This is a genomic window from Frigidibacter oleivorans (assembly GCF_003993775.1).
Taxonomy (GTDB): domain Bacteria; phylum Pseudomonadota; class Alphaproteobacteria; order Rhodobacterales; family Rhodobacteraceae; genus Frigidibacter; species Frigidibacter oleivorans.
The window spans coordinates 18802-42137 of record NZ_RJRZ01000025.1; the positions used below are offsets into that span (position 1 = coordinate 18802).

Below are 23336 nucleotides of genomic sequence, written 5' to 3' on the forward strand. Positions count from 1 at the left end.
CCGACCGGGCGGCGGAAGGGCGCAACGGTTAGCCGCGATGCTAACCGTCCTTGCCCGACGCGCCGGATCGTGATACCTAGCTGCATGGCTAACCATCTCGACCGCTTCTTCGCCGCCATCGCCGACCCCACGCGCCGGGCGGTGATCGAGCGGCTGGCGCAGGGCCCCGCCTCGGTGGGGGAACTGCATGCGCCGCATGACATCGCCCTGCCCACCTTCCTGCGCCATCTGAAGGTGCTGGAAGGCTCGGGGCTCGTCCGGTCGCACAAGGCCGGGCGGGTGCGGGTGGTGCAGGTCGAGGCGGCGCCGCTGGCTGCGGCCGAGGACTGGCTGGCCCGCCAGCGCCACCTGTGGGAGGCGCGGACCGACCGCCTGCAGGCGCTGGCCGAAGCGCTCGAACGACAGGACCCTACAGGAGACGACGATGGACATGACGCAAAGCCCCGCCCCGACCCATGATCCCGGCCCGAACGACCTGCTGCTGGTGCGCCGCATGGCCGCGAGCCCGATGAATATCTGGCGCTGCTGGACGGAACCGGAACTGCTGAAGCAGTTCTTCGCGCCCGCCCCCGGCAAGACGACCGAGGCGGTGATCGAGCCGGTGCCGGGCGGACGCTTCTACACCAAGATGGTCTTCGAGGAATTCGGCGAGATCGGCGGCGAGGGCTGCGTCCTGCTGGCCGAACCGGGGCGGCGGCTGGTGTTCACCGATGCGCTGTCGCAGGGGTTCCGGCCCAAGGACGAGGCCTTCTTCACCGCCGACATCCTGCTGACCCCGGTCGAGGGCGGCTGCGAATACCGGGTGATCGCCCGCCATGCCAATGCCGAGGCGGCACAGAAGCACCGCGAGATGGGCTTCGACTCCGGCTGGGGCCAGGTGGCGGGCCAGCTCGAGGCGGTGGCGGCGAGCCTCGGCTGAGGCCGCTGCCCGCTTTCCGGTCAATTGCATGATGCGCGGGCGCCGCTCCGGTGGCGCCCCCGCGGCGCCCCTTGCCAAGACCGGCGCGCTCGGCTTTGCTGAAAACAGCGACACGGGCGCGCCGCCGCTTTCCGCCGCATCGGGCGGCTGCGCATCGCCCAAGCCAGGAGACAGCGGCAGGCTACCCCATGAACGAGATCGCGTTTCTGCTGAACGGAACGCCGGTCCGCGCCCCGGCGACGGACCCAACCCGCACCCTGCTGGACTGGCTGCGCGAGGAGCGCGGGCTGAAGGGCACCAAGGAGGGCTGCAACGAGGGCGATTGCGGCGCCTGCACGGTGATGGTCACCGATGGGCAGGGCATCCGCGCGCTGAACGCCTGCATCCTGCTCCTGCCGCAACTGCATGGCCGCGCGGTGCGGACCGTCGAGGGCATCGCCGGGCCGGACGGTGCGCTGCACCCCGTCCAGCAGGCGATGATCGACCGGCATGGCAGCCAGTGCGGCTTCTGCACGCCCGGCTTCATTGCGGCGATGGCCGTCGGCCACGCCACCGGACGCCGCGACCATGACGACATGCTGGCCGGCAACCTGTGCCGCTGCACCGGCTACGGCCCCATCGTGCGCGCGGCCGAGGATGCCGCAGAGGCGCCGGTGCCCGAATGGATGGCAACCGACGGCGCCGCGCTGGCGGCGCAGACGGGCGACCCCGCCCCCTTCGCGCCGGCCGGCGGCGACGCGTTGGCGGGCTGGTGCCTCGAACATCCGAAAGGCGTGCTGGTCGCCGGCGCCACCGATGTCGGCCTATGGGTGACGAAGGACCTGCGCAACCTCGGGCCCGTCGCCTTCCTGCACGGCTGCGCCGACCTGCAAAAGGTCGAGCCGGTGGCGGGCGGCATCCGCATCGGCGCGGGGGTGACGATCGCTAGCCTGCGCGCGGCAATGGAGGAACCGCATCCGGCGCTGGCGGAATTGCTGCGTCGCTTTGCCAGCGAACAGATCCGCGCCGCCGCCACCATCGGCGGCAACATCGCCAACGGTTCGCCCATCGGCGACGGGCCGCCCGCGCTGATCGCCCTGGGCGCGGTGCTGCATCTGCGCCGCGGCGAGGAGCGGCGGTCGATACCGCTGGAGGCGTTCTTCCTCGACTACCGCCGCCAGGACCGGCGCCCCGGCGAGTTCGTCGAGGCAGTGACGATCCCCGCCACGGCCCCGGCGCTGCGCTGCTACAAGATCTCGAAAAGGTTCGATCAAGATATCTCGGCGGTCTGCGGCTGCTTCAACGTGACTGTGGAAGATAGAAAAGTGACAGACGCCCGCATCGCCTTCGGCGGCATGGCCGGGGTGCCGAAGCGCGCGGCGGCGGTCGAGGCGGCATTGCTGGGCCGGGACTGGACGGAGGCCAGGGTCGAGGCGGCGCTGCCCGCCTTTGCCGAGGACTTCGCGCCGCTCAGCGACATGCGCGCCAGCGCCGGCTATCGGTTGCAGGTCGCGCAGAACCTGCTGCGCCGCTATCGTCACGACCTCTCCGGCGCGCCGGTCTCGGTCCTGCCGCTGTCGGCGCTGGAGCCGGTGACATGAGCGTGGCCCAACCCCTGCCCCATGATTCCGCCGCGCTGCATGTCACCGGACAGGCGCGCTATGTCGATGACATTCCGGTGCCGGCGGATTGCCTGCATCTGGCCTTCGGCCTGTCGCCCGTCGCGCATGGGCGGATCACGGCGATGGACCTTGCTCCCGTGCGCGCCGCACCGGGGGTGGTCGCGGTGCTGACGGCGGCGGATTTCGACCATGTGCCGGACTGTTCGCCCTCGCTGCATGACGAACCGCTGCTGGCGACGGGCGAGGTCCATTTCCTCGGCCAGCCGGTCTTCCTCGTCATCGCCGACAGCCATCTGGCGGCGCGGCGGGCGGCCCGGCTGGGGCGGGTGGAGTGCGAGGAACTGCCCGCGATCCGGACCGTCGATCAGGCGCTGGCCGCCGACAGCCGGTTCGAGGGCGGGCCGGTCATCTGGGCGCGGGGCGATGCCGCCGCCGCCATCGCCGCCGCGCCGCAGGTGATCGCGGGGCAGATCGAGATCGGCGGGCAGGAGCATTTCTACCTCGAAGGTCAGGCGGCGCTGGCCCTGCCGCAGGAAGACGGGATGCTGGTCCATTCCTCGACCCAGCACCCGACCGAGGTGCAGCACAAGGTGGCCGAGGCGCTGCACCTGCCGATGCACGCGGTCCGGGTCGAGATGCGGCGGATGGGCGGCGGTTTCGGCGGCAAGGAAAGCCAGGGCAACTGGCTGGCGGTGGCCTGCGCGGTGGCGGCCGCGCGCACCGGGCGGCCCTGCAAGATGCGCTATGACCGCGATGACGACATGGTCATCACCGGCAAGCGCCATGATTTCCGCATCGACTATCGGGCAGGGGTAACCGAAGACGGGCGCCTGCTGGGCCTGGAATTCCGCCATCTGGTCCGCTGCGGCTGGTCGATGGACCTGTCGCTGCCGGTGGCGGACCGGGCGATGCTGCATGCCGACAATGCCTATCGCCTGCCCGCGGTACGGATCGAAAGCCACCGCTTGCGCACCCATACCCAAAGCGCCACGGCCTATCGGGGCTTCGGCGGGCCGCAGGGGATGCTCGGGGTGGAACGGGTGATGGATCACATCGCCCATGCGCTGTCGCTCGACCCGCTGGCGGTGCGGCGGGCGAATTTCTACGCCGAGGCGCAACCGGGCCTCGCGCCCGAAGGGCCGGTGGAGCCGGAACCCACGCTCATCGCCGGCGATCCGGTGGACCTGACCTCGCGTGGGGCCGAGGCCGTGGCGGCGGGTGCGCAGCCGCATCCTGCCATGCCCGGCAACGGCGGCAGCACCACGCCCTACGGGATGGAGGTGGAGGATTTTATCCTCGGCCAGCTGACCGGCGACTTGTCGAAACGCTGCCAGCTGGATGTACGGCGCGCCGCTGTCGCCGCCTGGAATAGCGAAAACCCGATCATCAAGCGCGGCATCGCCCTGTCGCCGGTGAAGTTCGGCATCAGCTTCACCCTGACCCACCTCAATCAGGCGGGCGCGCTGGTGCATATTTATCAGGACGGCTCCGTCGCCCTGAACCATGGCGGCACCGAGATGGGCCAGGGCCTGCACCGCAAGGTAACGCAGGTCGCGGCCCAAGCCTTCGGCCTGCCCATCGACCGCATCCGCATCACCGCCACCGACACGGGCAAGGTGCCCAACACCTCGGCCACTGCCGCCTCCTCCGGCGCGGACCTGAACGGCATGGCGGTGAAGGCCGCCTGCGACACACTGCGCGGCCGGATCGCGGCGCTGGTGGCGGCGCGGGCGGGCATGGCGCCGGACGACGTGCGCTTCGAGGCCGGCGCGGTCGGCGCCGGCGACCTGAGCCTGCCCTGGGACGAGGCCGTTTCCGCCGCCTATCAGGCGCGGATCAGCCTGTCCGCCACCGGCTTCTATGCCACACCGAAAATCCGCTGGGACCGGGTGAAGGGCGAGGGCCGCCCCTTCCTCTACTTCGCCTATGGCGCGGCGGTATCGGAAGTGGCGGTGGACACGCTGACCGGCGAATACCGCATCCTGCGCGCCGACATCCTGCACGATTGCGGCGCCAGCCTGAACCCGGCGCTGGACATCGGCCAGATCGAGGGCGGCTATGTGCAGGGCGCGGGCTGGCTGACGACCGAGGAGCTGGTCTGGGACGACAAGGGCCGGCTGCGCACCCATGCGCCCTCGACCTACAAGATCCCCGCCTGTTCCGACCGGCCGCGCCTGTTCAACGTCGCGCTGTGGGAGGGGCCGAACCGCGAGGCGACGATCCACCGGTCGAAGGCGGTGGGCGAGCCGCCGTTCATGCTGGGTATCTCGGCCTTCCTGGCGCTGTCGGATGCCTGCGCCGCCTGCGGTCCGGGCTATCCCGCGCTCGATGCGCCGGCGACGCCGGAACGGGTGCTGGCGGCGATCGCCCGGGCCCGCGAGGGCCGGACATGAGCTTTGACCGCAGCGCGCTGGCGGCCGGGCTGGATCGTCTGGGTCCGGCGGTGCGGGTGCTGGTGGCCGGCATTCGCGGGTCGACCCCGCGCGAGGCCGGCGCGGCGATGCTGGTCGGCGCCACGGCCTGCGAGGGCACAATCGGCGGCGGCGCGCTGGAATGGCAGGCCATCGCCACCGCCCGGCAGGTGCTGGCGCGCGGCGAGGGGCTGGCGCAGGCACTGCCGCTCGGTCCCGCGCTCGGGCAATGCTGCGGCGGCGCGGTGACGCTGGCCTTCGAGGTGCTGCGGCCCGGGGCGCTTCCCGCCGCCCGGTCCGGCTTGGTCGCGCGCCCGCTGGCGGCGGCTGCGGGCGACCCGCCGCTGGCTGTCGCGCGGATGCTGTCGCGGGCGCGGGCGCAGGGCTGGCGGCCCGAGGCGCCGGTGCTGGCCGACGGCTGGCTGGTCGAGGCCGAACTGCCGCCGCCCCGCCCGGTCTGGATCTGGGGCGCGGGCCATGTCGGGCGTGCGCTTGTGGCGGTGCTGGCCCCGCTGCCGGGTCTGGCGATCACCTGGGTCGATACCGCGCCCGACCGCTTTCCGCAGGCGGTGCCCCCGGGCGTGACGCCGCTGGTCGCCGCCGATCCGGGGCGGGTGGCGATGCTCGCGCCCGCCGATGCCGCGCATCTGATCCTGACCTATTCCCACGCCCTCGACCTGGACCTCTGCCACCGGCTGCTCGGTCACGGCTTCGCAAGCTGCGGGCTGATCGGCTCGGCCAGCAAATGGGCGCGGTTCCGGGGGCGGCTCCGCGCGCTTGGCCATGCGGATGCCCAAATCTTGCGCATTGCCTGCCCCATAGGCGAACCCGAACTTGGCAAACATCCTCAAGCCATTGCGGTGGGCGTCGCCGCCGCGCTACTCAGGGGACCGAGCGCCAATCGAGCCACGAGGGACTGCGCCGGGTGACAGGGGTGGAACAATTGGGGGATCGTCCCGAACTGCTGGCGGTGGAGGGGCTGACCAAGGCCTATCCGGGCGTGGTGGCCAACAGCGACGTGTCCTTCACCGTGGCCGAGGGCGAGATCCACGCGCTGCTGGGGGAAAACGGCGCGGGAAAATCCACGCTGGTCAAGACGATCTACGGGCTGGTGCGCCCCGACAGCGGCCAGATGCGGATGTCGGGCGCCCCCTTCGCCCCGGCCGAGCCGCGTGCCGCCCGGGCGGCGGGCGTGGCGATGGTCTTCCAGCATTTCAGCCTGTTCGAGGCGCTGACCGTGGCCGAAAACGTGGCGCTCGGGATGGAACGGCCGCCGCCGCAGCGCGCCCTGTCGGCCCGCATCCGCGACGTGTCCGAGGCCTATGGCCTGCCGCTCGACCCCGCCCGGCTGGTGGGCGACCTGTCGGCGGGCGAACGCCAGAGGGTGGAAATCATCCGCTGCCTGCTGCAGGAGCCGCGGCTGTTGATCATGGACGAGCCGACCTCGGTCCTGACCCCGCAGGAAGTGGGCATCCTCTTCGCGACGCTGCGCAAGCTGTCGGCGGAGGGCACGGCCATCCTCTATATCAGCCACAAGCTGGAAGAGATCCGCGCGCTGTGCGACAGCGCCACGATCCTGCGCCGCGGCAAGGTGGTGGCGACCTGCACCCCGCGCGAGAAGACGGCGCGCGACCTGGCGGAACTGATGGTGGGCGAGACGCTGACCCCGCCCGCCCGTCCGGCCCCGGCCGAATGGGAAGGCCCGCCCGCGCTGGAGGTGTCGGGGCTGACCGTCGCCTCGCCGATGCCCTTCGGCACTTCGCTGAAGGGAATCGGCTTCACCGTGAAGCGCGGCGAGGTGCTGGGCATCGCGGGGGTCGCGGGCAACGGCCAGGATGAACTGCTGCTGGCGCTGTCCGGGGAATTGCGCAGCGCGCCCGAGATGGTCCGCGCCGCCGGCCATCCGGTCGGGCAGGAAGGGCCGAACGAACGACGCCGCCGCGGCTTCGTCTCGGCCCCCGAGGAACGGCTGGGCCATGCCGCGGCCCCGGCGATGAGCCTTGTCGAAAACGCGCTTCTGTCCGGGGCGATCCGGCGGGGGCTGGTGCGGCGCGGCTTCGTCGACTGGCGGCGCACCCGCGCCTTCGCCGCCGAGGTGGTGCAGGACTATGACGTGCGCACCCCCGGCACCCATGTCGCGGCCCGCGCGCTGTCGGGCGGCAACCTGCAGAAATTCGTCATCGGTCGCGAGCTGAGCCAGCAGCCGGCGGTGATCGTGGTGAACCAGCCGACCTGGGGCGTCGACGCGGCGGCGGCGGCGGCGATCCGGCAGGTCCTGCTCGACCGCGCGGCAGAGGGGGCGGCCGTCGTGGTCATCAGCCAGGACCTCGACGAGTTGCTGGAAATCGCCGACCGCTTCGCCGCGCTGAACGAAGGGCGGCTGTCGGCCCCCCGCCCGGTGCAGGGGCTGACGGTGGAGGAGATCGGGCTGATGATGGGCGGCGCGCATGGCATGCACGCCGCGGCCGGCGACGCGGGGGAGCATCTGCATGCTCAGGCTTGAACGCCGGCCCACCCCGTCGCGGCTGTGGACGGCGGCGACCCCGGTTCTGGCGGTGATCGCCACGATGATCGCGGGCGGGCTGCTTTTCGCCCTGCTCGGCAAGCCGCCGGTCGAGGCGATCCGCACCATCTTCTGGGATCCGCTCTTCGGCCAGTATGCCAGCTATTCCCGCCCGCAGCTGCTGGTGAAGGCGGGGCCGCTGATCCTGATCGCGATCGGGCTCAGCCTCGGCTTCCGGGCGCAGGTCTGGAATATCGGCGCCGAGGGGCAATACATCATGGGCGCACTGTTCGGCGCGGCGGTGGGGCTGGCGGCCTACCCTGCCGACAGCGTGCTGCTGCTGCCCGCGATGGCGGTGGCGGGGGCCTGCGGCGGGTTCCTCTGGGCGATGATCCCGGCAATCCTGAAGACCCGGTTCAACACCAACGAGATCCTCGTGTCGCTGATGCTGGTCTATGTGGCGCAGCACATGATGTCGGCGGCCTCGTTCGGGCTGCTGCGCAACCCCGAGGGCATGGGCTTTCCCGGCAGCCGCAACTTCCAGCAATACCCCGCCGCCTTCAACGGCGAGCTGATCCCCGGCACCGGCATGCATTGGGGCGTGGTCGCGGCCTTCTGCGCGGTGATCGGGGCCTATGTGCTGCTCAGCCGCCATATCCTCGGCTTCCAGATCCGGGTCGCGGGCGAGGCGCCGCGCGCCGCGCGCTTCGCGGGCGTCAGTCCGGCGCTGCTGACCTCGGTCTGCCTCGGCATTTCGGGCGCGCTGGCGGGGCTGGCGGGCCTGTTCGAGGTGACGGGCCCGGCCGGGCAGATCACCACCGATTTCGCCAGCGGTTACGGCTTCACCGCGATCATCGTGGCCTTCCTCGGGCGGCTCAATCCCTTCGGCATCCTGCTGGCGGGGCTGCTGATGGCGCTGACCTATATCGGCGGCGAACTGGCGCAGCTGATGCTGAACCTGCCCGCCGCGGCGATCCAGGCCTTCCAGGGGATGCTGCTGTTCTTCCTGCTGGCCTTCGACGTGCTGGCGAATTTCCGGCTGCGGCTGGCGAAGGGGGCACGGGCATGATCGGCTCCATCGATCCCATCCTGCTGATCGCCTCGCTGATGGTGGCTTCGACCCCGATCCTGCTGGCCGCCCTGGGCGAGCTGGTGGTGGAAAAGGCCGGCGTGCTGAACCTCGGCGTCGAGGGGATGATGATCACCGGCGCCATCGCGGGCTTCATCGCGGCGGTCGAGACCGGATCGCCCTTCGCGGGCTTCGTCGCGGCGGCGGCGGCGGGCGCGGCTCTGAGCCTGATCTTCGCGCTGCTGACGCAGTTCCTGCTGTCGAACCAGGTGGCGACGGGGCTGGCGCTGACGCTGTTCGGCATCGGCTTTTCCGCGCTGATCGGACAGGGCTATACCGGCATCCGCCCGCCCGCGACGCCGCGGCTGGACCTCGGTCCGCTGTCGGACCTGCCGGTGATCGGGCCGATCCTCTTCCGCCACGATCCGATGGTCTATGTGTCGCTGGCGCTGGTGGTGGCGGTGGGGCTGTTCCTGCGCCGCAGCCGGGCGGGGCTGATCCTGCGTGCCGTGGGCGAAAGCCACGATGCCGCCCATGCGCTCGGCTACAAGGTGGTGCGGATCCGCATCCTCGCCATCCTGTTCGGCGGCGCCTGCGCGGGGCTCGGCGGCGCCTATCTGAGCCTGGTGCGCGTGCCGCAATGGACCGAGGGCATGACCGCGGGCGCCGGCTGGATCGCGCTGGCCATCGTCGTCTTCGCCAGCTGGAGGCCGGGACGGGTGCTGGCGGGGGCGTATCTGTTCGGCGGCGTCACCGTGCTGCAGCTGAACCTGCAGGCCGCCGGCGTGGCGATCCCGGTGCAATACCTGTCGATGGCGCCCTACCTGATCACCATCCTCGTCCTCGTCGTCATTTCCGCCGACCGGTCGCGTGCCGCGCTGAACGCGCCTGCCGCGCTCGGCAAGTCCTTCCACGCCTCGAGCTGACCCATCCCGGCCGCCCGGCAAGGCGGCCCCCATTCCGCAGCAGGAGTTGCTTTGATGAACCGCAGAACCCTACTGAAAGGCTCCGCCGCCGCGCTGGCCGCCGTCGGGCTCGCCCGCCCGGCCCTCGCGCAGGAACCGCTGAAGATCGGCTTCATCTATGTCGGCCCGATCGGCGATCTCGGCTGGTCGTTCCAGCACGATCAGGGCCGTCTGGCCGTCGAGGAGGAGTTCGGCGACCGGGTCGAGACGGTCTATCTGGAAAGCGTGCCCGAGGGCGCGGATGCCGAACGCGCGATGACGCAGATGGCGCTGCAGGGCTGCAAGCTGATCTTCGCCACCTCCTTCGGCTACATGGACCCGGTGATCAACGTCGCCGCCAAGTTCCCCGACGTGATGTTCGAACATGCCACCGGCTACAAGCGCGCCGACAACGTGGCCACCTATGACGCCCGCTTCTACGAAGGCCGCGCGGTGATGGGCACGATCGCCGGCCGGATGACGAAGTCGAACAAGATCGGCTATATCGGATCGTTCCCGATCCCCGAGGTGATCCAGGGCATCAACTCGACCTTCATCCACGCCCGCAAGGTCAACCCCGAGGTCGAGATCAGCGTGGTCTGGGCCTATACCTGGTTCGACCCGGCGAAAGAGGCCGATGCCGCCAAGGCGCTGATCGAACAGGGCGTGGACGTGATCCTGGCCCATACCGATTCCACCGCGCCGCTGGCCGAGGCGGCCAAGACCGAAGGCGTGATCGGCTTCGGCCAGGCGTCGGACATGCTGGACTTCGCGCCCTCGCCGCGCGTGTCGGCCATCGTCGACAACTGGGCCCCCTATTACATCGACCGGGTGCAGAAGATGCTGGACGGCGCCTGGACCTCGACCGCCACCTGGGGCGGCATCGGCGAGGGCGAGGTGCAGATCGGCGAGATCACCTCGGCCGTGCCCGAAGAGGTGAAGGCCGAGGCGCTGGCGCTGGCCGACGCCATCGCCAAGAAGGAATACCACCCCTTCACCGGCCCGCTGAACAAGCAGGACGGCTCCGCCTGGCTGGCCGAGGGCGAGACGGCGGATGACGCCACGCTGGCGGGGATGAACTTCTTCGTCGAAGGCATCTCCGGCGACATCCCCAGCTGATCCGCGCCGGGCTGCGGCGCCTGCCGCAGCGCTTCACGACCGATCGCAGGGGGGGGGGCGCCGCCCCCCTCTGCCCATTCGCAGGGACAGGGGCAGGGACACCGGGGATGCATGACTTCCTGATCGTCGGCGGCGGCATCGCCGGGCTCTCGGCCGCCGCGCGGCTGTCGGAACTGGGCCGCGTCCTGCTGCTCGAGGCGGAACCGGCGTTCGGTTATCACGCCTCGGGCCGGTCCGCCGCGCTTTACGAACCGCGCTATGGCCTGCCGCCGGTGGTGGAGCTGAGCCTCGCGGGCGAGGCGCATTTCCGCGACACCGGTGTGCTCAGCCCCCGCGGGATGATGATCGTCGCGGGCGCGGACGAGGCCGACCTGTTCCGGCGCGAGGCGGCGCTGATGCGTCTGGACGACATCGGTGCCGAGGCGGCCCGGCAAATGGTGCCGGTGCTGAACGATCGCGTCGCCTTCGCCGCCCACGCGACCCATGCCTGGGACATCGACACCGACCGGCTGATGCAGGATTTCCGCCGCGCGGCCCAGTCCCGCGGCGCCGAGTTCCACACCGGTGCCCCGGTCACCGCCATCGCCCGCGACGCGCAGGGCTGGCAGGTGACGACGGCGACCGGCCGTTTCGCCGCGCGGATGCTGGTCAATGCCGCCGGGGCCTGGGCGGACCGGGTGGCGGCGCTGGCCGGGGTGCGGCCCGTCGGGCTGCAGCCGCTGCGCCGGTCGATGGCGCGGATCGCGGCGCCAGGCGGGCATGACGTGTCGCGCTGGCCCATGCTCTTCGGCGCGGGCGAGACCTGGTATGCCAAGCCCGATGCCGGGGCGCTGATCGTCTCGCCGGCCGAGGAACACCCGCTCGACCCGCAGGATGCCTGGGCCGATGACATGGTGCTGGCCGAGGGACTCGCCCGGTACGAGGCGATGGTGACCGAACCCGTCACCCGACCGCTCGCCACCTGGGCGGGGCTGCGCACCTTCGCGCCCGACCGGGTGCTGGTGATCGGACCCGACCCGCAAGAGCCGTCCTTCGTCTGGCTGGCGGGACAGGGCGGCTATGGCTTCCAGACCAGCGACGGGGCCAGCCGCCTGCTGGCCGACCTGATCGCCGGCCGGAGCCCGCAATTCGACCCCGCGGTGGTGGCGGCGCTGGCCCCTGCCCGTTTCGGCTGATCGCCCCCCGGCGTTGGCGGAAAGTTGAACGCGAACCCGCTCACGCCGGCGTGACAGCCGCGCGCCGCTTTGGCACAACTGCCCCCAATGAACGGCGCCGGGGCAACGGGGCCGGGTGCGAGGTGGGACGGGCAGATGCGGCGAACGATCCGGGCAGCAGGCTGCCTTCTTCTTCTGGCGGTGCTCGCGGCCTGCGGTGGCGGCGGGCCGAAGGGCATTCCCCCGCAATTCGGCGACAGCGCCCCCCATCCCTGGACCGGGCGCGCACCCGACGACTATGACGTGCACGGCATCGACGTGTCGCGCTGGCAGGGCCGCATCGACTGGAATGCGGTGCGGCGCGGCGGCGTCGACTTCGCCTTCATCAAGGCAACCGAGGGCGGCGACATCGCCGACCCGATGTTCCAGGAAAACTGGGCGCGGGCGCGCGAGGCCGGCCTGCCGCGCGGCGCCTATCATTTCTACTATTTCTGCCGGACCGCGCAGGAACAGGCGGCGTGGTTCATCAGCCATGCCCCCCGCGAACGCGGCGCCCTGCCGCCGGTGCTCGACATCGAATGGACGCGGTCGCGCAATTGCCCGCGCCGCCCCTCGCCGGAATGGATCCGGCAGGAATCGGCAATCTTCCTGTCGATCCTCACCAGCTATTACGGGCAGCGGCCGGTGATCTACACCACGGTGGATTTCTTCCGCGACAACGAGATGTGGCGCATCCAGGGCCATGACTTCTGGCTGCGGTCGGTCGCGGGCCACCCGAGCCAGGTCTATCCGGGCCATGACTGGACCTTCTGGCAGTACAGCGGCACCGGCCAGGCGCAGGGCGTGGCGGGGGACGTGGACCTGAACGCCTTCGGCGGCTCGCGCGGGCAGTGGCAAAGCTGGCTCGCGCGGCGCAGCCAGTAGCGTCAGCACTTCCTCAACGCTTTCGCGCCAGTCTGGCCGCAGCCCGCGCGACGGGCGATGTGGCGGAGGCGGCATGGCGATCTGGCATGGTATCCTTGGCGTGGCGGCGCTGCTCTTGCCGCCCGGCGTATCGGCAGCGACGCTCGATCCGGCGCCGGTCGACCTGACCGGCTGGCAGGTGGACGATGCCGTGCCCAATTCCGGGCGCTGGCTGCTGCAACCCGGCACGGGCAACGTGATCCAGACCCGCAACGGCGCGCCCAGCATCCTCTGGGGCGACGACACCGGGCAGGACATGGTGCTGGACGGCAGCGTCAGCGTCACCACCGCGGCGGATGACGATTTCTGGGGCTTCGTGCTGGGCTATGACAGCGGCGAGATCACCAGCGCCGAGGCCGACTACTGGCTGATCGACTGGAAGCAGGCCGATGGCGGCGGGGCCGAGGCCGGGCTCGCGCTCAGCCATGTCAGCGGCCCCCTGGTCTCGGGCGGCGATGCCTGGGACCATGGCGGAACCGAGGTGACGGAGGTCGCGCGGGCCACCGGGCTGGGGGACAGCGGCTGGCAGGACGGGGCGAGCTATGACTTCCGGCTGTCCTGGTCGGCCGAACTGATCGAGTTGCAGGTGAACGGCCAGACGGAACTGCACTACAGCAGCGCCGACTGGGGACAGGAATTCGGGGATGGCGGGATCGGCCTTTATGTCCATTCGCAGCAGAACGTCCCCTACAGCGCGCTGACGCTGACGCCGCGGTCCCCCGTGCCCGTCCCCCTGCCCGCCGCCATCGGCCCGATGGCGATGGCGCTGCTGCTGCTCGCCGCCGCGGGGCTCCGCCGGCACGGCCGCCGGCGGGCTCATGCGGACCGGCCGGATCAGCCGTCGATCCGGATGCGGGCGTTCGCCGGGTCGTAGGGGCTGTCCTCGACGACCTCGGCCGGCCACTCCTGCCGCAGCATCCGCACCGTCAGCTTCGTGCCGACCTGCGCCAGATCGGGGCGGACATAACCCATGCCGATCTGCTTGCCGAAGGCCACCGACCAGCCCCCCGAGGTCAGGCGGCCCACCTTCTGCCCGCCCGACAGCAGCGCCTCCTTGCCCCAGGGGTCGGTATCGGCGGGACCGTCGATCAGCAGCGTCACGCATTTCGCCCGGATGCCCGTATCCAGCATCGCCTGCTTGCCGGTGAAGTCCTTCGACAGGTCGACGAAGCGGTCGAGCCCGGCTTCCAGCGGCGTCGCGTCCCGGCCCAGTTCGGTGCCGAAGGCGCGATAGCTCTTCTCCTGCCGCAGCCAGTTCTGCGCCCGCGCCCCCACCAGCTTCAGCCCGTGCCTGCCGCCCGCCGCGACCAGCTGATCCCAGAGGTAGCGCCCCATCTCCACCGGATGGTGCAGTTCCCAGCCCAGCTCGCCCGTATAGGCCACGCGGATCGCCCGCACCGGACACATGCCCAGCTCGATGTTGCGCATCGTCAGCCAAGGGAAACGCTTGTTGCCCAGCACCGTCGCCGGATCGGCATCGCGCACCAGTTCCTTCAGGATGTCGCGCGATGCCGGCCCGGCCAGGGCGAAGACGCCCCATTGCGTGGTCACGTCGTGCATCTCGACCCGGTCGCCGCCCGCCGCGATGAAATCCTCGATGGATTTCTTCAGGAAGTCCGCGTCATAGGCCGTCCAGGCCCCGGCGGAGACGAGGTAGTATTCGGTCTCGGCCAGACGGACGATGGTATATTCCGTCCGCGTGGTCCCCGCCCCGGTCAGCGCATAGGTCAGGTTGATCCGCCCCACCGCCGGCAGCTTGTTGCAGGTGAATCGGTCGAGGAAGGCCGTCGCCCCCGGCCCGCGGACCAGATGCTTGGTGAAGGCCGAGGCGTCGATCAGCCCCGCCGTCTGGCGCAGCGCCCGCGCCTCGGCCTCGGCATAGCGCCACCAGGCGCCGCGGCGGAAACTGCGGCTGTCATGATCGAACCCTTCGGGCGCATCGACCGGGCCGTAATAGTTGGGCCGTTCCCAGCCGTTCACCTGCCCGAACTGCGCCCCCGCCGCCTTCTGCCGGTCATAGGCGGGCGCGGTGCGCAGCGGGCGGCAGGCTTCGCGCTCTTCGTCCGGATGGTGCAGGATGAAGACATGCTCGTAGCATTCCTCGTTCTTGCGCGCGGCGTATTCGGTGGTCATCCAGCCGCCATAGCGCCTGGGATCGAGCGAGGCCATGTCGATCTCGGCCTCGCCTTCCGTCATCATCTGCGCCAGGTAGTGCCCGGTGCCGCCCGCGGCGGTGATGCCGAAGCTGAAGCCCTCGGCCAGCCACATGTTGCGCAGGCCGGGCGCCGGGCCGACCAGCGGGTTGCCATCGGGGGTGTAGCAGATCGGGCCGTTGAAATCGTCCTTCAGGCCCACCGTTTCGGAGGTCGGGATCCGGTGGATCATCGACATGTATTCCGCCTCGATCCGCTCCAGATCCAGCGGGAACAGGTCCGCGCGGAAGCTGTCGGGCACCTCGTAGAGGAAACGCGCCGGTGCGCCCCGCTCATAGGGGCCGAGGATCCAGCCGCCGCGCTCCTCGCGCACATACCATTTCGCATCGGCATCGCGCAGCACGGGATGTTCCGGATTGCCGGCGCGGCGCCACGCCACCAGCGCCGGGTCCGGCTCGGTGACGATATACTGGTGTTCGACCGGGATGGCGGGGATCTTGATCCCCAGCAGGCGCGCGGTGCGCTGCGCGTGGTTGCCGGTCGCGGTGACGACATGTTCGGCCCGGATCTCGAACGCCTCGTCGGTGGGCAGCAGCATCCCGCCGCGTTCGCCCATGATCCGGCCGCGGACGATCCATTCCGACCCGGTCCACTGATAGCCGTCCACCTGCGCCTTGCGCACCACCTCGACCCCGCGCTGGCGGGCGCCCTTGGCCATGGCCTGCGTCACATCGGCGGGGTTGATGTAGCCGTCCTGCGGGTGGAACAGCGCACCCTTCAGATCCTCGGTCCGCAAGAGCGGCCAGCGCTCTTTCATCTGCGCGGGCGTCAGGAATTCGTGATGGACTTCCGCCGTTTCCGCGACCGAGGAATACAGCATGTATTCGTCCATCCGGTCCTGCGTCTGCGCCATGCGCAGGTTGCCCACCACCGCGAAGCCGGCATTCAGCCCGGTCTCGGCCTCCAGCGTCTTGTAGAAATCCACCGAGTACTTGTGGATATGGGTGGTGGCATAGCTCATGTTGAACAGCGGCAGCAGACCGGCTGCATGCCAGGTCGAACCGCTGGTCAGTTCGTCGCGTTCCAGCAGCATGGTGTCCCACCCCGCCTTGGCGAGGTGATAGGCGATGCCGGTCCCGACGGCGCCACCGCCGACGACAAGCGCGCGAACATGGGTCTTCATCAGCGGCGACTCCCGAAGCTGGTCCTTTCCGTTGAATGCCGCGAGGGCGGGGGCTGCGGCGGCGGCGGCCCCGACCTTTCGCGGCGGAAAACGACATCGGCGGCCGGGGGCGTTGGCGGGCGCGACTGCGGCGGAATGTCACCGGGTCCCCCGGTCGCGTCGGGCCCATTGACGCGCGCCCCCGCGCACAGGCATGTGGCCGCATGAGCCACGCCCCGCGCCGCAGCCAGATCACCCGCCTGACCGGCCTGCTGCTCGCGGTGCCGTTCCTGCTGCTGTCGCTGGTGGCGCCCGGGGTGATGCCCGCGCGCGGCGCCGATGGCGGGCTGGTGATGGTCATCTGCTCGGGCCATGGCCCGGTGGAGATCGCCGTCGATGCCGCCACGGGCCAGCCGCTGCCGGACGGGGGCGACACACCGGACGAGGGGCCGGCCAAGGCGCCGCAGGACGGCCGCTGTGCCTGGGCGCAATCGGTCGCCGCCGCGCTGCCGATGCCCGCCCCGGTGCTGGCGCCGCCCGCGCGGCTGGTCCTGTCCGACCCGCCCGCGCGGACCGGCCCCGTCTGGCACCCGGCCCATGACCCGCAGCGCCCCTGGCCGAGGGGGCCGCCCGGCTTCGCCTGATCCGTTCCTTCCAGACGCATCAGACGGAGACATCATGTCCGACCTCACGTCCGGCCCGGTGGCCGAAGGCGGCGCACGCCGCAACCTGCTGTATTTCGCGGTATGGCGGTGGCATTTCTATGCCGGGCTCTATGTCGCGCCCTTCCTGATCATGCTCGCGGCGACGGGCCTTCTCATGCTGTGGATCAGCGTTTTGTCCGGCGTTACCGGCGAGATTACCCGGGTCGCCCCGGCGGGCGCGCCGCTGGCACCGGGCGCGCTGCAGGCCGCTGCCGAGGCCGCCGTCCCCGGCGGCACCGCCACGCAATATGTCGCGCCGCTCGGCCCCGACCGTGCCGCCGTCTTCGCGGTCGCGGCGGGGGATGCGCCGACTGGCGTGACGGTCGACCCCTACACGGCCGAGGTTCTGGGCACCTTCCCCTGGCGGGCCGGGTGGTACGACCTCGCCACCGATATCCACGGCACGCTGCTGATCGGCGATGTGGGCGACCGGCTGATCGAGGCCGCGGCAAGCCTCGGCCTGCTGCTGGTGGCGACCGGCCTCTATCTGCACTGGCCGCGCAATGGCGGCACCTGGCGCCGGGCGCTGGCCCCGCGGCTGGCCCGGGGTGGCCGGTCGCTGTGGAAGGCGCTGCATGGCGCCGTCGGCCTCTGGATGTCGGTCCTGCTGGTCCTGTTCCTGATCTCGGGCCTCAGCTGGGCCGGGATCTGGGGCGGCAAGTTCGTCCAGGCGTGGAGCAGCTTTCCGGCCGAGAAATGGGACGCGGTGCCCCTTTCCGACGCCACCCATGCCAGCATGAACCACGGTGCGGCCAAGGAAGTGCCGTGGGCGCTGGAACAGACGCCGCTGCCCCTGTCCGGCTCGCTGGTCGGAACGAGGGCGATCTCCGGGCCGGTGACGCTCGACAGCGTCGCGGCCTTCGCGGACAGCCTCGGCTTCGACCGGCGCTTTCAGGTGAACCTGCCGGGCGGCGATACCGGCGTCTGGACGATCAGCCATGACAGCATGTCGAATGACGGGCCGGACCCGGCGGCCGACCGGACGATCCATATCGACCGGTTCACCGGCAATGTGCTGGCCGATGTGCGCTATGCCGACTATTCGGCCTATGCCAAGGCGATGGCCTGGGGCATCGCCTTCCACGAAGGCGACCTCGGCTGGTGGAACGTGGCGCTGAACACGCTGTTCTGCCTGTCGATCCTGTTCCTGTGCCTGTCGGGTCTGGTCATGTGGTGGCTGCGTCGCCCGGCCGGCGCCAGCCGGCTGGCCGCCCCGCCCCGCCCGGATCAGGTGCCGTTGACCCGGGGCGTGGTGCTGATCGGGCTGGTGCTGTCGATGGCCTTCCCGATGCTGGGCCTGTCGCTGCTGGCCGTGCTGGCCTTCGACCTGCTGGTCCTGGGCCTGGTGCCGCCGCTGCGCCGCGCGCTGTCCTGATCCCGTCGCCCCGGTCCCGCCCCCTCAGGGGGGCGAGACCAGCCGGGCGGTGATCCGCAGCCGGTCATCCGCCGAATAGCGGAAGGGGATCTCGGCGGTCAGCACCTGCGTCTCTGCCCAGCCCTCGGCCGTCCAGCCGCTGTCGGCCAGATCGCCCGTCCATCCCTGCCCGCGTCCCCGCGCCAGCAGCAGCACCGGCGCCTCCGGCTGCGGCGACAGCGGCAGCGCCGGCTGGACCTGCCAGTCGGGGTGCCGCAGCTTCAGGTTGCCGCCGAGGTAGAAGTCGGTGACGATCACCCGATCCTGCGGCGCGAGCGGCGCGATGGCCGCCTCCAGCGCGTCGAGGTCCAGCGCGCCCCGCGCCGGGCCCAGCATCCGCGCCCCCGCCATGCCGACCACGGTCAGCGCGAACAGCCCCGCCACGATCCCCGCCAGCACCGGCACAGCCACCGGCCGCGCCCGCGCCACCGCGCCGGCCAGCAGCGGCGGCGCCGCCAGCAGGAAGACCGGCAGCAGCCAGCGCGAGGTGACGTGATCGGTGCCCGACACCACCACCCCCAGCAGGAACAGCGCATAGGCGATGGCCGCCGACCGCGCCAGCAGCGACAGGACCGTGGCGCCCGGCTCCGACGGCGGCTCCGGCGGCGGCGGTCCCTCCGGCCCGCGCCCGCGCAGCCCGAAGCGCAGCCCCGCCGCCACCAGCGCGGCCAGCCCCAGCCCCGCGGCAAGGCCCGTGCCCGCCTCGGCCAGCCCTTGCAGCCAGGGCAGGCCCTGCTGCGGGCCGCGCCCGAGGTCGAGCTTGCCGCCCGAGGCGAGCGCGAGTTCAGGGTTCTGCAGCATCCAGATCGCGGGCGCCGCCATGATCGCCGCCGCGATCCCCAGCGAGATCAGCATCCGCCGGTCGGCCAGCCGCGCCCGCGCCAGCGGCAGGCCGAGCGCGGCCAGCGCCATCGCCGGCGGGACCAGCCAGAAGTTGTATTTCGACAGGCCCCCCAGCCCGAGCGCGAGGCCCAGCCACAGGTAATCCGCCATCCGCCCGCGCCGCAGCAGCGACGACACCGCGGCCAAAAGGGCGGCGATCATCAGCATCAGCGCGACGGAATGGGTGGTGGCGCGCTGGCCTTCCCAGAACAGGTCCGGCAGCAGCGCCAGCCCCAACAGCCCCGCCACCGCCATCCGCGCCGGCAGGACCGGCCGCAGCGCCGCGAAGGTCAGCGCATAGATGCCGAACAGCATCACGTTCTTGACCAGCGCCAGCGCGAAGGTGTTGACCCCGAAGACCGCGAAGCTCGCCGCCTGCAACCAGCCATACAGCGGCAGTTGCGGCCCATAGCCCAGCCGGAAGCCGGGCGTCAGCAGCACCATCTCTGCCTCGTCCGTCTCCAGCGCGCCGCCGAGCGCCAGCCGCAACGCGAATTGCAGCGCGAAGTAGCCCGCCAGCAGCGGCAGGATCCACCGCGCCATCCGCTCGGCCCCGGTCATGGCAACAGCTCCAGCCGGATCAGGCCGACGGCGCGGGTCTCGTCCGCCTCGAACCGGTAGGGCAGCGTCGCCTCGGTCGCCGACAGGACGCGGAAGCCGCCGGTATGCCCATGTTCGGCGATGGCGCGGGCCAGCGCCTCGGGCCGGTTCGGGATGCCGACCAGCAGCACCTCGCCCGCGCCGGCCAGCGCCTGCGTCTGGTAGGGCGGCAGGTAGGTCCAGTCCGGCCGGACCAGGGCGAGATTGCCGGTATAATAGTGCGGCCCGGCGATGGGCGGCACCGGGTCCTGTCCCGCGGCGATGACCTCGGCCAGAACGTCGATGCGCAGCGAATCGCTGCCCGCCCCGCGCAGCCGCAGGTCGGCGATCCCGGCCAGCAGCAGGATCGCCAGCACCCCCGTCGTCACCGCCAGCCCGCGCGCCAGCCGGGGCGCGGCGGCCAGCACGCAGAGCGTCGCCCCCGGCACCGCCAGCAGCAGCACCGGCATCAGCCAGCGCGCGCGGACGAAGGCGACATTGCCGAGGATCACTGCCACCGCCGCCAGCCCCGCCGCCACCGCCGCCGCCAGCAGCAGGATGCGGGCGCCGGGGGCGAGGCGCGGGCGCCGCCGCGCGATGGCGAGCGCCACGCCCAGGATCAGCGCCGGCAGCGCGGCGGCCGCCGCAAGCTCTGCCACCAGCCGGAGAAGCCCGGTCAGGAAGGCCGGGCCGGGCAGCAGCCGGCCGCCCTTGGCGAATTCCCATGTGTCCGAGAAGGTCACCTGCGGATGCGCCAGCATCACGCCATAGGACGGCGCGCAGACGGCCACCGCCACCGCGACGGCCAACGCCAGCCGGCGGTCGGCCAGCCGCGCGCGCCAGTCGGGCAGGATCAGCCCGGCCAGGATCAGCGCCGCGGGCGCCGCCCAGTAATTCGCCTTGGACAGGCCCCCCAGCCCCATCACCAGCCCGAAGATCAGCCAGTCCGCAAGCCGCCCGCGATCCAGCCGCAGGAACGCCCAGGCCGTGGCCATCACCATCGTGGCCATCGCGGCGGTGTGGGAGTTGCTGCGCTGCGCCTCCCAGGCAAGGTTCGGCAGGAACAGCAGCGACAGCGCCGCGACCGCCGCCTGCCCCGGCGGCGCGACCCGGCGCAGCCCGGCATAGGCAAAGGCATAGGCGCCGAACAGCCACAGGTTCTTGTGTGCGATCAGCGCGAAGGTATTGGTGCCGAACAGCCGGAAGAAGATCGTCTGCCCCCATTCATACAGCGGCGGCTGCGACCCGATCGCCAGATGGAAGCCCTGCGACAGCAGCACCAGTTCGGCCTCGTCCGGCTCGAAAGTGCCGCCGAGAAGGGTCCGCAGCAGCGTCTGCGCCAGGAAGTAGAGCGCGAGCCCCGGCAGGACCATCCGCGCCAGCGACGTCGCCGCGGGGTCCGCCCCGTTCGCCGCCATTCCGCCCGATCCGCCGCCCGGTTCCGTCGTCGCGCCCATGCCCAGCCCCGCCGTTTTCCCTTTCCTGACAGGTGGCGTCGGAAAAGGCCAGCATCGCGCGGGGCGGGCGTCGGGCTCCGGGGGCGTCGCAGCAGGGCCACACCTGCGGCCGGATCGCACGGCGCCCGGCGCGGCGGCACTGGCATTCGGCGGGCGGGCGTGGTTGTCTGCACCAGAGGGGCGGCGTCAGACCGCCCGAGAGGCAGTGATCAGGCGGACCGAAGCATGACCTTCAAGGTCGGGCAATTCCTGTTTCTTGCGGCCAGCATCCCGGCGGTGGCGCTGTGGTTCGGCCCGGACCATGTGCCGGCGGGCGATCAGGCCGAATCCCGCATCGCGGCGTTCGTCCCGGCGGCCAGCGCCGGCACCGTGGCCGAACTGCGCCCGCAACCCCGGCCGGACCGGCCCGAGGCCGCGGAAACGGCCGATGCGGCAGAGGTGCTGGTTCCGGCGGCGATGCGGCAGACGGCCGTCACCCCCGCACCGGCCCCCGGCCCCGTGGCCGCCGCCGTCCAGCGCGGCCCCGTCACCAACCTGCCCCTGCCCCGCTATGTCTCGCTGAAGGCGTCCGAAGGCAATGTCCGGCGCGGGCCGTCGCTGTCGCACCGGATCGACTGGGTGTTCCGGCACCGGGACATGCCGCTGCGCGTGACCGCCGAATATGGCAACTGGCGCCGGATCGAGGATCGCGACGGCGTCGGGGGCTGGGTGCATTACGCGCTGATTTCGGGCGTGCGCACCGTCAGCGTCACCGCCGAGCGCGCCGAGCTGCGGGCGCGGCCCGAGGAGGACGCCCCCGTCATCGCCATCGCCCAGTCCGGCGCGATCGGCCGGCTGGACCAGTGCGGCCGCGACTGGTGCCGGATCGTCGCCGGCGGCGAGCGCGGCTGGCTGCGGAAATCGGCGCTGTGGGGCGTCGACCCCGACGAAACGCTGGAATAGCCGAAAAAGCCCTTGCCCTGCGGCGGGCTTCCTGCGACCCCGGGGTCAGTCCTCCTGTCCCCGCCGCCGCCCATGTCCCCGATCCGAAGCCAGCTGTCGCTCAACCTGTCCGCGGGCGCCGCCTCCGTCTCGGTGGCGCTGGTGCTGGTCGTGGTGAAGCTGTGGGCGCTGTCGGCGACGGACGCCTTGTCGATCGCCGCCTCGCTGGCCGACAGCGCGATGGACCTGATCGTGTCGCTGGGCGGGCTGTGGGCGATGATCTATGCCGCCCGCCCCCCGGACGAGGACCACGCCTTCGGCCATTCCTCGGCCGAGGATCTGGCGGCGCTCGGGCAGGCAGTGTTCATCTCGGTCTCGGGGCTGGTGATCGCCGCCGCCGCCGCGCGCCGGCTGATGTCGGACGCGCCGCCGCCGCTCGCGGCGCAGGGCGAGGGCATCGCGGTGATGCTGCTGTCGGTGGTGCTGACCGTGGCGCTGGTCCTGTGGCAGCGCCGGGTATCCGCCCGCACCGGCAACCGCGTCGTGGCCGCCGACTCCCTGCACTACCTCGGCGATCTGGTTCCGAATATCGGCGCGATCCTCGCGCTGTGGGCCTCGGCCCAGTTCGGGCTGTCGCAGGTGGACAGCGTGGTGGCGCTGGCCGCGGGGGTCGGCATGGTGGTGGGCGCGCTGCGCATCGGGGGCGGCGCATGGGATGCGCTGATGGACCGCGCCGCCGATCCGGCGCTGGTGGCGGGCATCGCCGAGCTGACCCGGACCTGGCCGGGGGTCGCGGGCTTTCACGACCTGAAGACCCGCACCGCCGGCAGCCGCGTCTTCGTCCACCTGCATATCGAGCTGGACGGCGACCTGACCCTGCGCCGCGCGCATGAGATCGGGGCGGGGCTGAAGCAGACGATCCTGCTGGCCTATCCGCAATGCGACGTGATCATCCACAAGGACGTGGCGCGGGACTGATCTGCGCCCCCGGCCCGGCGCCGCTCAGGCCGCCGGACGGGCATCTCCCGGACTGGCTTGAGCGGCGAGCGGATCACGTCCTGGACAGGTTGCAACCGTCCCAAGCCGGACTTGCCCATGAAGGCGCTGGGCATGACCGCGACCGCCCGCCGGATCTTGCAGCCCGGATGCGCGAGGTTTGAGCGTTGCAGGGCTCAGCGCGACCGGAGGCCGGGGCACGATTTATCAATCCATCAGATCAGGATGAAGCGGGACCTCCCGGCTTATCCGCTTCACCAGTGCTGTGACCCCCGATGCTCATCCAGCTGAGACCAGAGTCGGCGGTTGAATTTGGCGCGGTTGCGCCGACGGAGCAATGGGCGATCTGCGCAGCGGTTCATTTGCGCGAAGCTGTTCGCCCATT

The 23336-nt window shown here is 71.4% G+C and carries 19 protein-coding genes; 16 read left to right on the forward strand and 3 right to left on the reverse strand.

The features are described from left to right. Positions 1-84: 84 nt before the first annotated feature. From EEY80_RS19130 to EEY80_RS19185, 12 genes are all read left to right on the forward strand, one after another. Positions 85-459 carry an ArsR/SmtB family transcription factor gene (locus EEY80_RS19130; RefSeq protein ID WP_126979398.1) on the forward strand — a complete coding sequence of 125 codons (375 nt, stop codon included), beginning with the start codon at positions 85-87 and terminating at the stop codon, positions 457-459. Beyond that, a complete protein-coding gene (locus tag EEY80_RS19135) occupies positions 425-919 on the forward strand; it encodes an SRPBCC domain-containing protein (protein ID WP_235829917.1) in 495 nt (164 codons plus the stop codon). Before EEY80_RS19130 ends, EEY80_RS19135 begins: the two co-directional genes overlap by 35 nt. Before the next feature lie 188 nt (positions 920-1107). After that, on the forward strand, positions 1108-2499 hold the full coding sequence (gene xdhA / locus EEY80_RS19140; RefSeq protein WP_126979400.1) for a xanthine dehydrogenase small subunit: 1392 nt from the start codon (positions 1108-1110) through the stop codon (positions 2497-2499). Continuing rightward, positions 2496-4913 (forward strand): xanthine dehydrogenase molybdopterin binding subunit, encoded by a 2418-nt coding sequence (gene xdhB / locus EEY80_RS19145; protein ID WP_126979402.1) that lies wholly within the window; start codon positions 2496-2498, stop codon positions 4911-4913. Before xdhA ends, xdhB begins: the two co-directional genes overlap by 4 nt. Beyond that, complete coding sequence (gene xdhC, locus EEY80_RS19150; protein ID WP_126979404.1) at positions 4910-5860, forward strand: xanthine dehydrogenase accessory protein XdhC; 951 nt, start codon at positions 4910-4912, stop codon at positions 5858-5860. The genes xdhB and xdhC overlap by 4 nt, the downstream gene beginning before the upstream one ends. A 5-nt stretch (positions 5861-5865) precedes the next feature. Further along, positions 5866-7434: an ABC transporter ATP-binding protein gene (locus EEY80_RS19155; protein ID WP_235829918.1), complete on the forward strand. Its 1569-nt coding sequence runs from the start codon at positions 5866-5868 to the stop codon at positions 7432-7434. Next, positions 7421-8503: an ABC transporter permease gene (locus EEY80_RS19160; RefSeq protein ID WP_126979406.1), complete on the forward strand. Its 1083-nt coding sequence runs from the start codon at positions 7421-7423 to the stop codon at positions 8501-8503. Before EEY80_RS19155 ends, EEY80_RS19160 begins: the two co-directional genes overlap by 14 nt. Next, positions 8500-9429, forward strand: a complete 930-nt coding sequence (locus tag EEY80_RS19165) for an ABC transporter permease (protein ID WP_126979408.1) — start codon at positions 8500-8502, stop codon at positions 9427-9429. Before EEY80_RS19160 ends, EEY80_RS19165 begins: the two co-directional genes overlap by 4 nt. Positions 9430-9483: 54 nt before the next feature. Beyond that, positions 9484-10566 (forward strand): BMP family ABC transporter substrate-binding protein, encoded by a 1083-nt coding sequence (locus EEY80_RS19170; RefSeq protein ID WP_126979410.1) that lies wholly within the window; start codon positions 9484-9486, stop codon positions 10564-10566. 107 nt (positions 10567-10673) lie between these two features. Then, positions 10674-11741, forward strand: a complete 1068-nt coding sequence (locus tag EEY80_RS19175) for an NAD(P)/FAD-dependent oxidoreductase (RefSeq protein WP_126979412.1) — start codon at positions 10674-10676, stop codon at positions 11739-11741. Between the two features lie 135 nt (positions 11742-11876). Continuing rightward, positions 11877-12644 carry a glycoside hydrolase family 25 protein gene (locus EEY80_RS19180; protein WP_126979415.1) on the forward strand — a complete coding sequence of 256 codons (768 nt, stop codon included), beginning with the start codon at positions 11877-11879 and terminating at the stop codon, positions 12642-12644. A gap of 73 nt (positions 12645-12717) precedes the next feature. Next, on the forward strand, positions 12718-13557 hold the full coding sequence (locus tag EEY80_RS19185) for a PEP-CTERM sorting domain-containing protein (protein ID WP_126979417.1): 840 nt from the start codon (positions 12718-12720) through the stop codon (positions 13555-13557). On the opposite strand, the gene EEY80_RS19190 is transcribed toward EEY80_RS19185, so the two are convergent. Then, a complete protein-coding gene (locus tag EEY80_RS19190) occupies positions 13518-16019 on the reverse strand; it encodes a GcvT family protein (RefSeq protein ID WP_126979419.1) in 2502 nt (833 codons plus the stop codon). The genes EEY80_RS19185 and EEY80_RS19190 overlap by 40 nt on opposite strands. Before the next feature lie 203 nt (positions 16020-16222). On the opposite strand from EEY80_RS19190, the gene EEY80_RS19195 reads away from it, so the two are divergent. Together EEY80_RS19195 and EEY80_RS19200 are read left to right on the forward strand one after the other, a co-directional pair. Beyond that, positions 16223-16642: a DUF2946 family protein gene (locus EEY80_RS19195; RefSeq protein ID WP_126979421.1), complete on the forward strand. Its 420-nt coding sequence runs from the start codon at positions 16223-16225 to the stop codon at positions 16640-16642. A 34-nt stretch (positions 16643-16676) separates the two neighbouring features. Continuing rightward, the gene (locus tag EEY80_RS19200; protein ID WP_126979423.1) at positions 16677-18077 is read left to right on the forward strand and encodes a PepSY-associated TM helix domain-containing protein; all 1401 of its coding nucleotides are present in this window, start codon (positions 16677-16679) and stop codon (positions 18075-18077) included. A 24-nt stretch (positions 18078-18101) separates the two neighbouring features. Here EEY80_RS19200 and EEY80_RS19205 read toward each other — a convergent pair whose 3' ends face one another. Both EEY80_RS19205 and EEY80_RS19210 read right to left on the reverse strand, forming a co-directional pair. After that, positions 18102-19559, reverse strand: coding sequence for a glycosyltransferase family 39 protein (locus EEY80_RS19205; protein ID WP_164738329.1), 1458 nt, complete (start codon positions 19557-19559; stop codon positions 18102-18104). Next, positions 19556-21034, reverse strand: coding sequence for an ArnT family glycosyltransferase (locus tag EEY80_RS19210; protein WP_126979427.1), 1479 nt, complete (start codon positions 21032-21034; stop codon positions 19556-19558). Before EEY80_RS19210 ends, EEY80_RS19205 begins: the two co-directional genes overlap by 4 nt. Before the next feature lie 456 nt (positions 21035-21490). On the opposite strand from EEY80_RS19210, the gene EEY80_RS19215 reads away from it, so the two are divergent. Together EEY80_RS19215 and EEY80_RS19220 are read left to right on the forward strand one after the other, a co-directional pair. After that, positions 21491-21976 (forward strand): SH3 domain-containing protein, encoded by a 486-nt coding sequence (locus tag EEY80_RS19215; RefSeq protein ID WP_126979437.1) that lies wholly within the window; start codon positions 21491-21493, stop codon positions 21974-21976. Between the two features lie 72 nt (positions 21977-22048). Further along, entirely contained in the window at positions 22049-22933 is an 885-nt protein-coding gene (locus EEY80_RS19220; RefSeq protein ID WP_126979429.1) for a cation diffusion facilitator family transporter, read from the forward strand. The last annotated feature ends 403 nt before the right edge of the window (positions 22934-23336 follow it).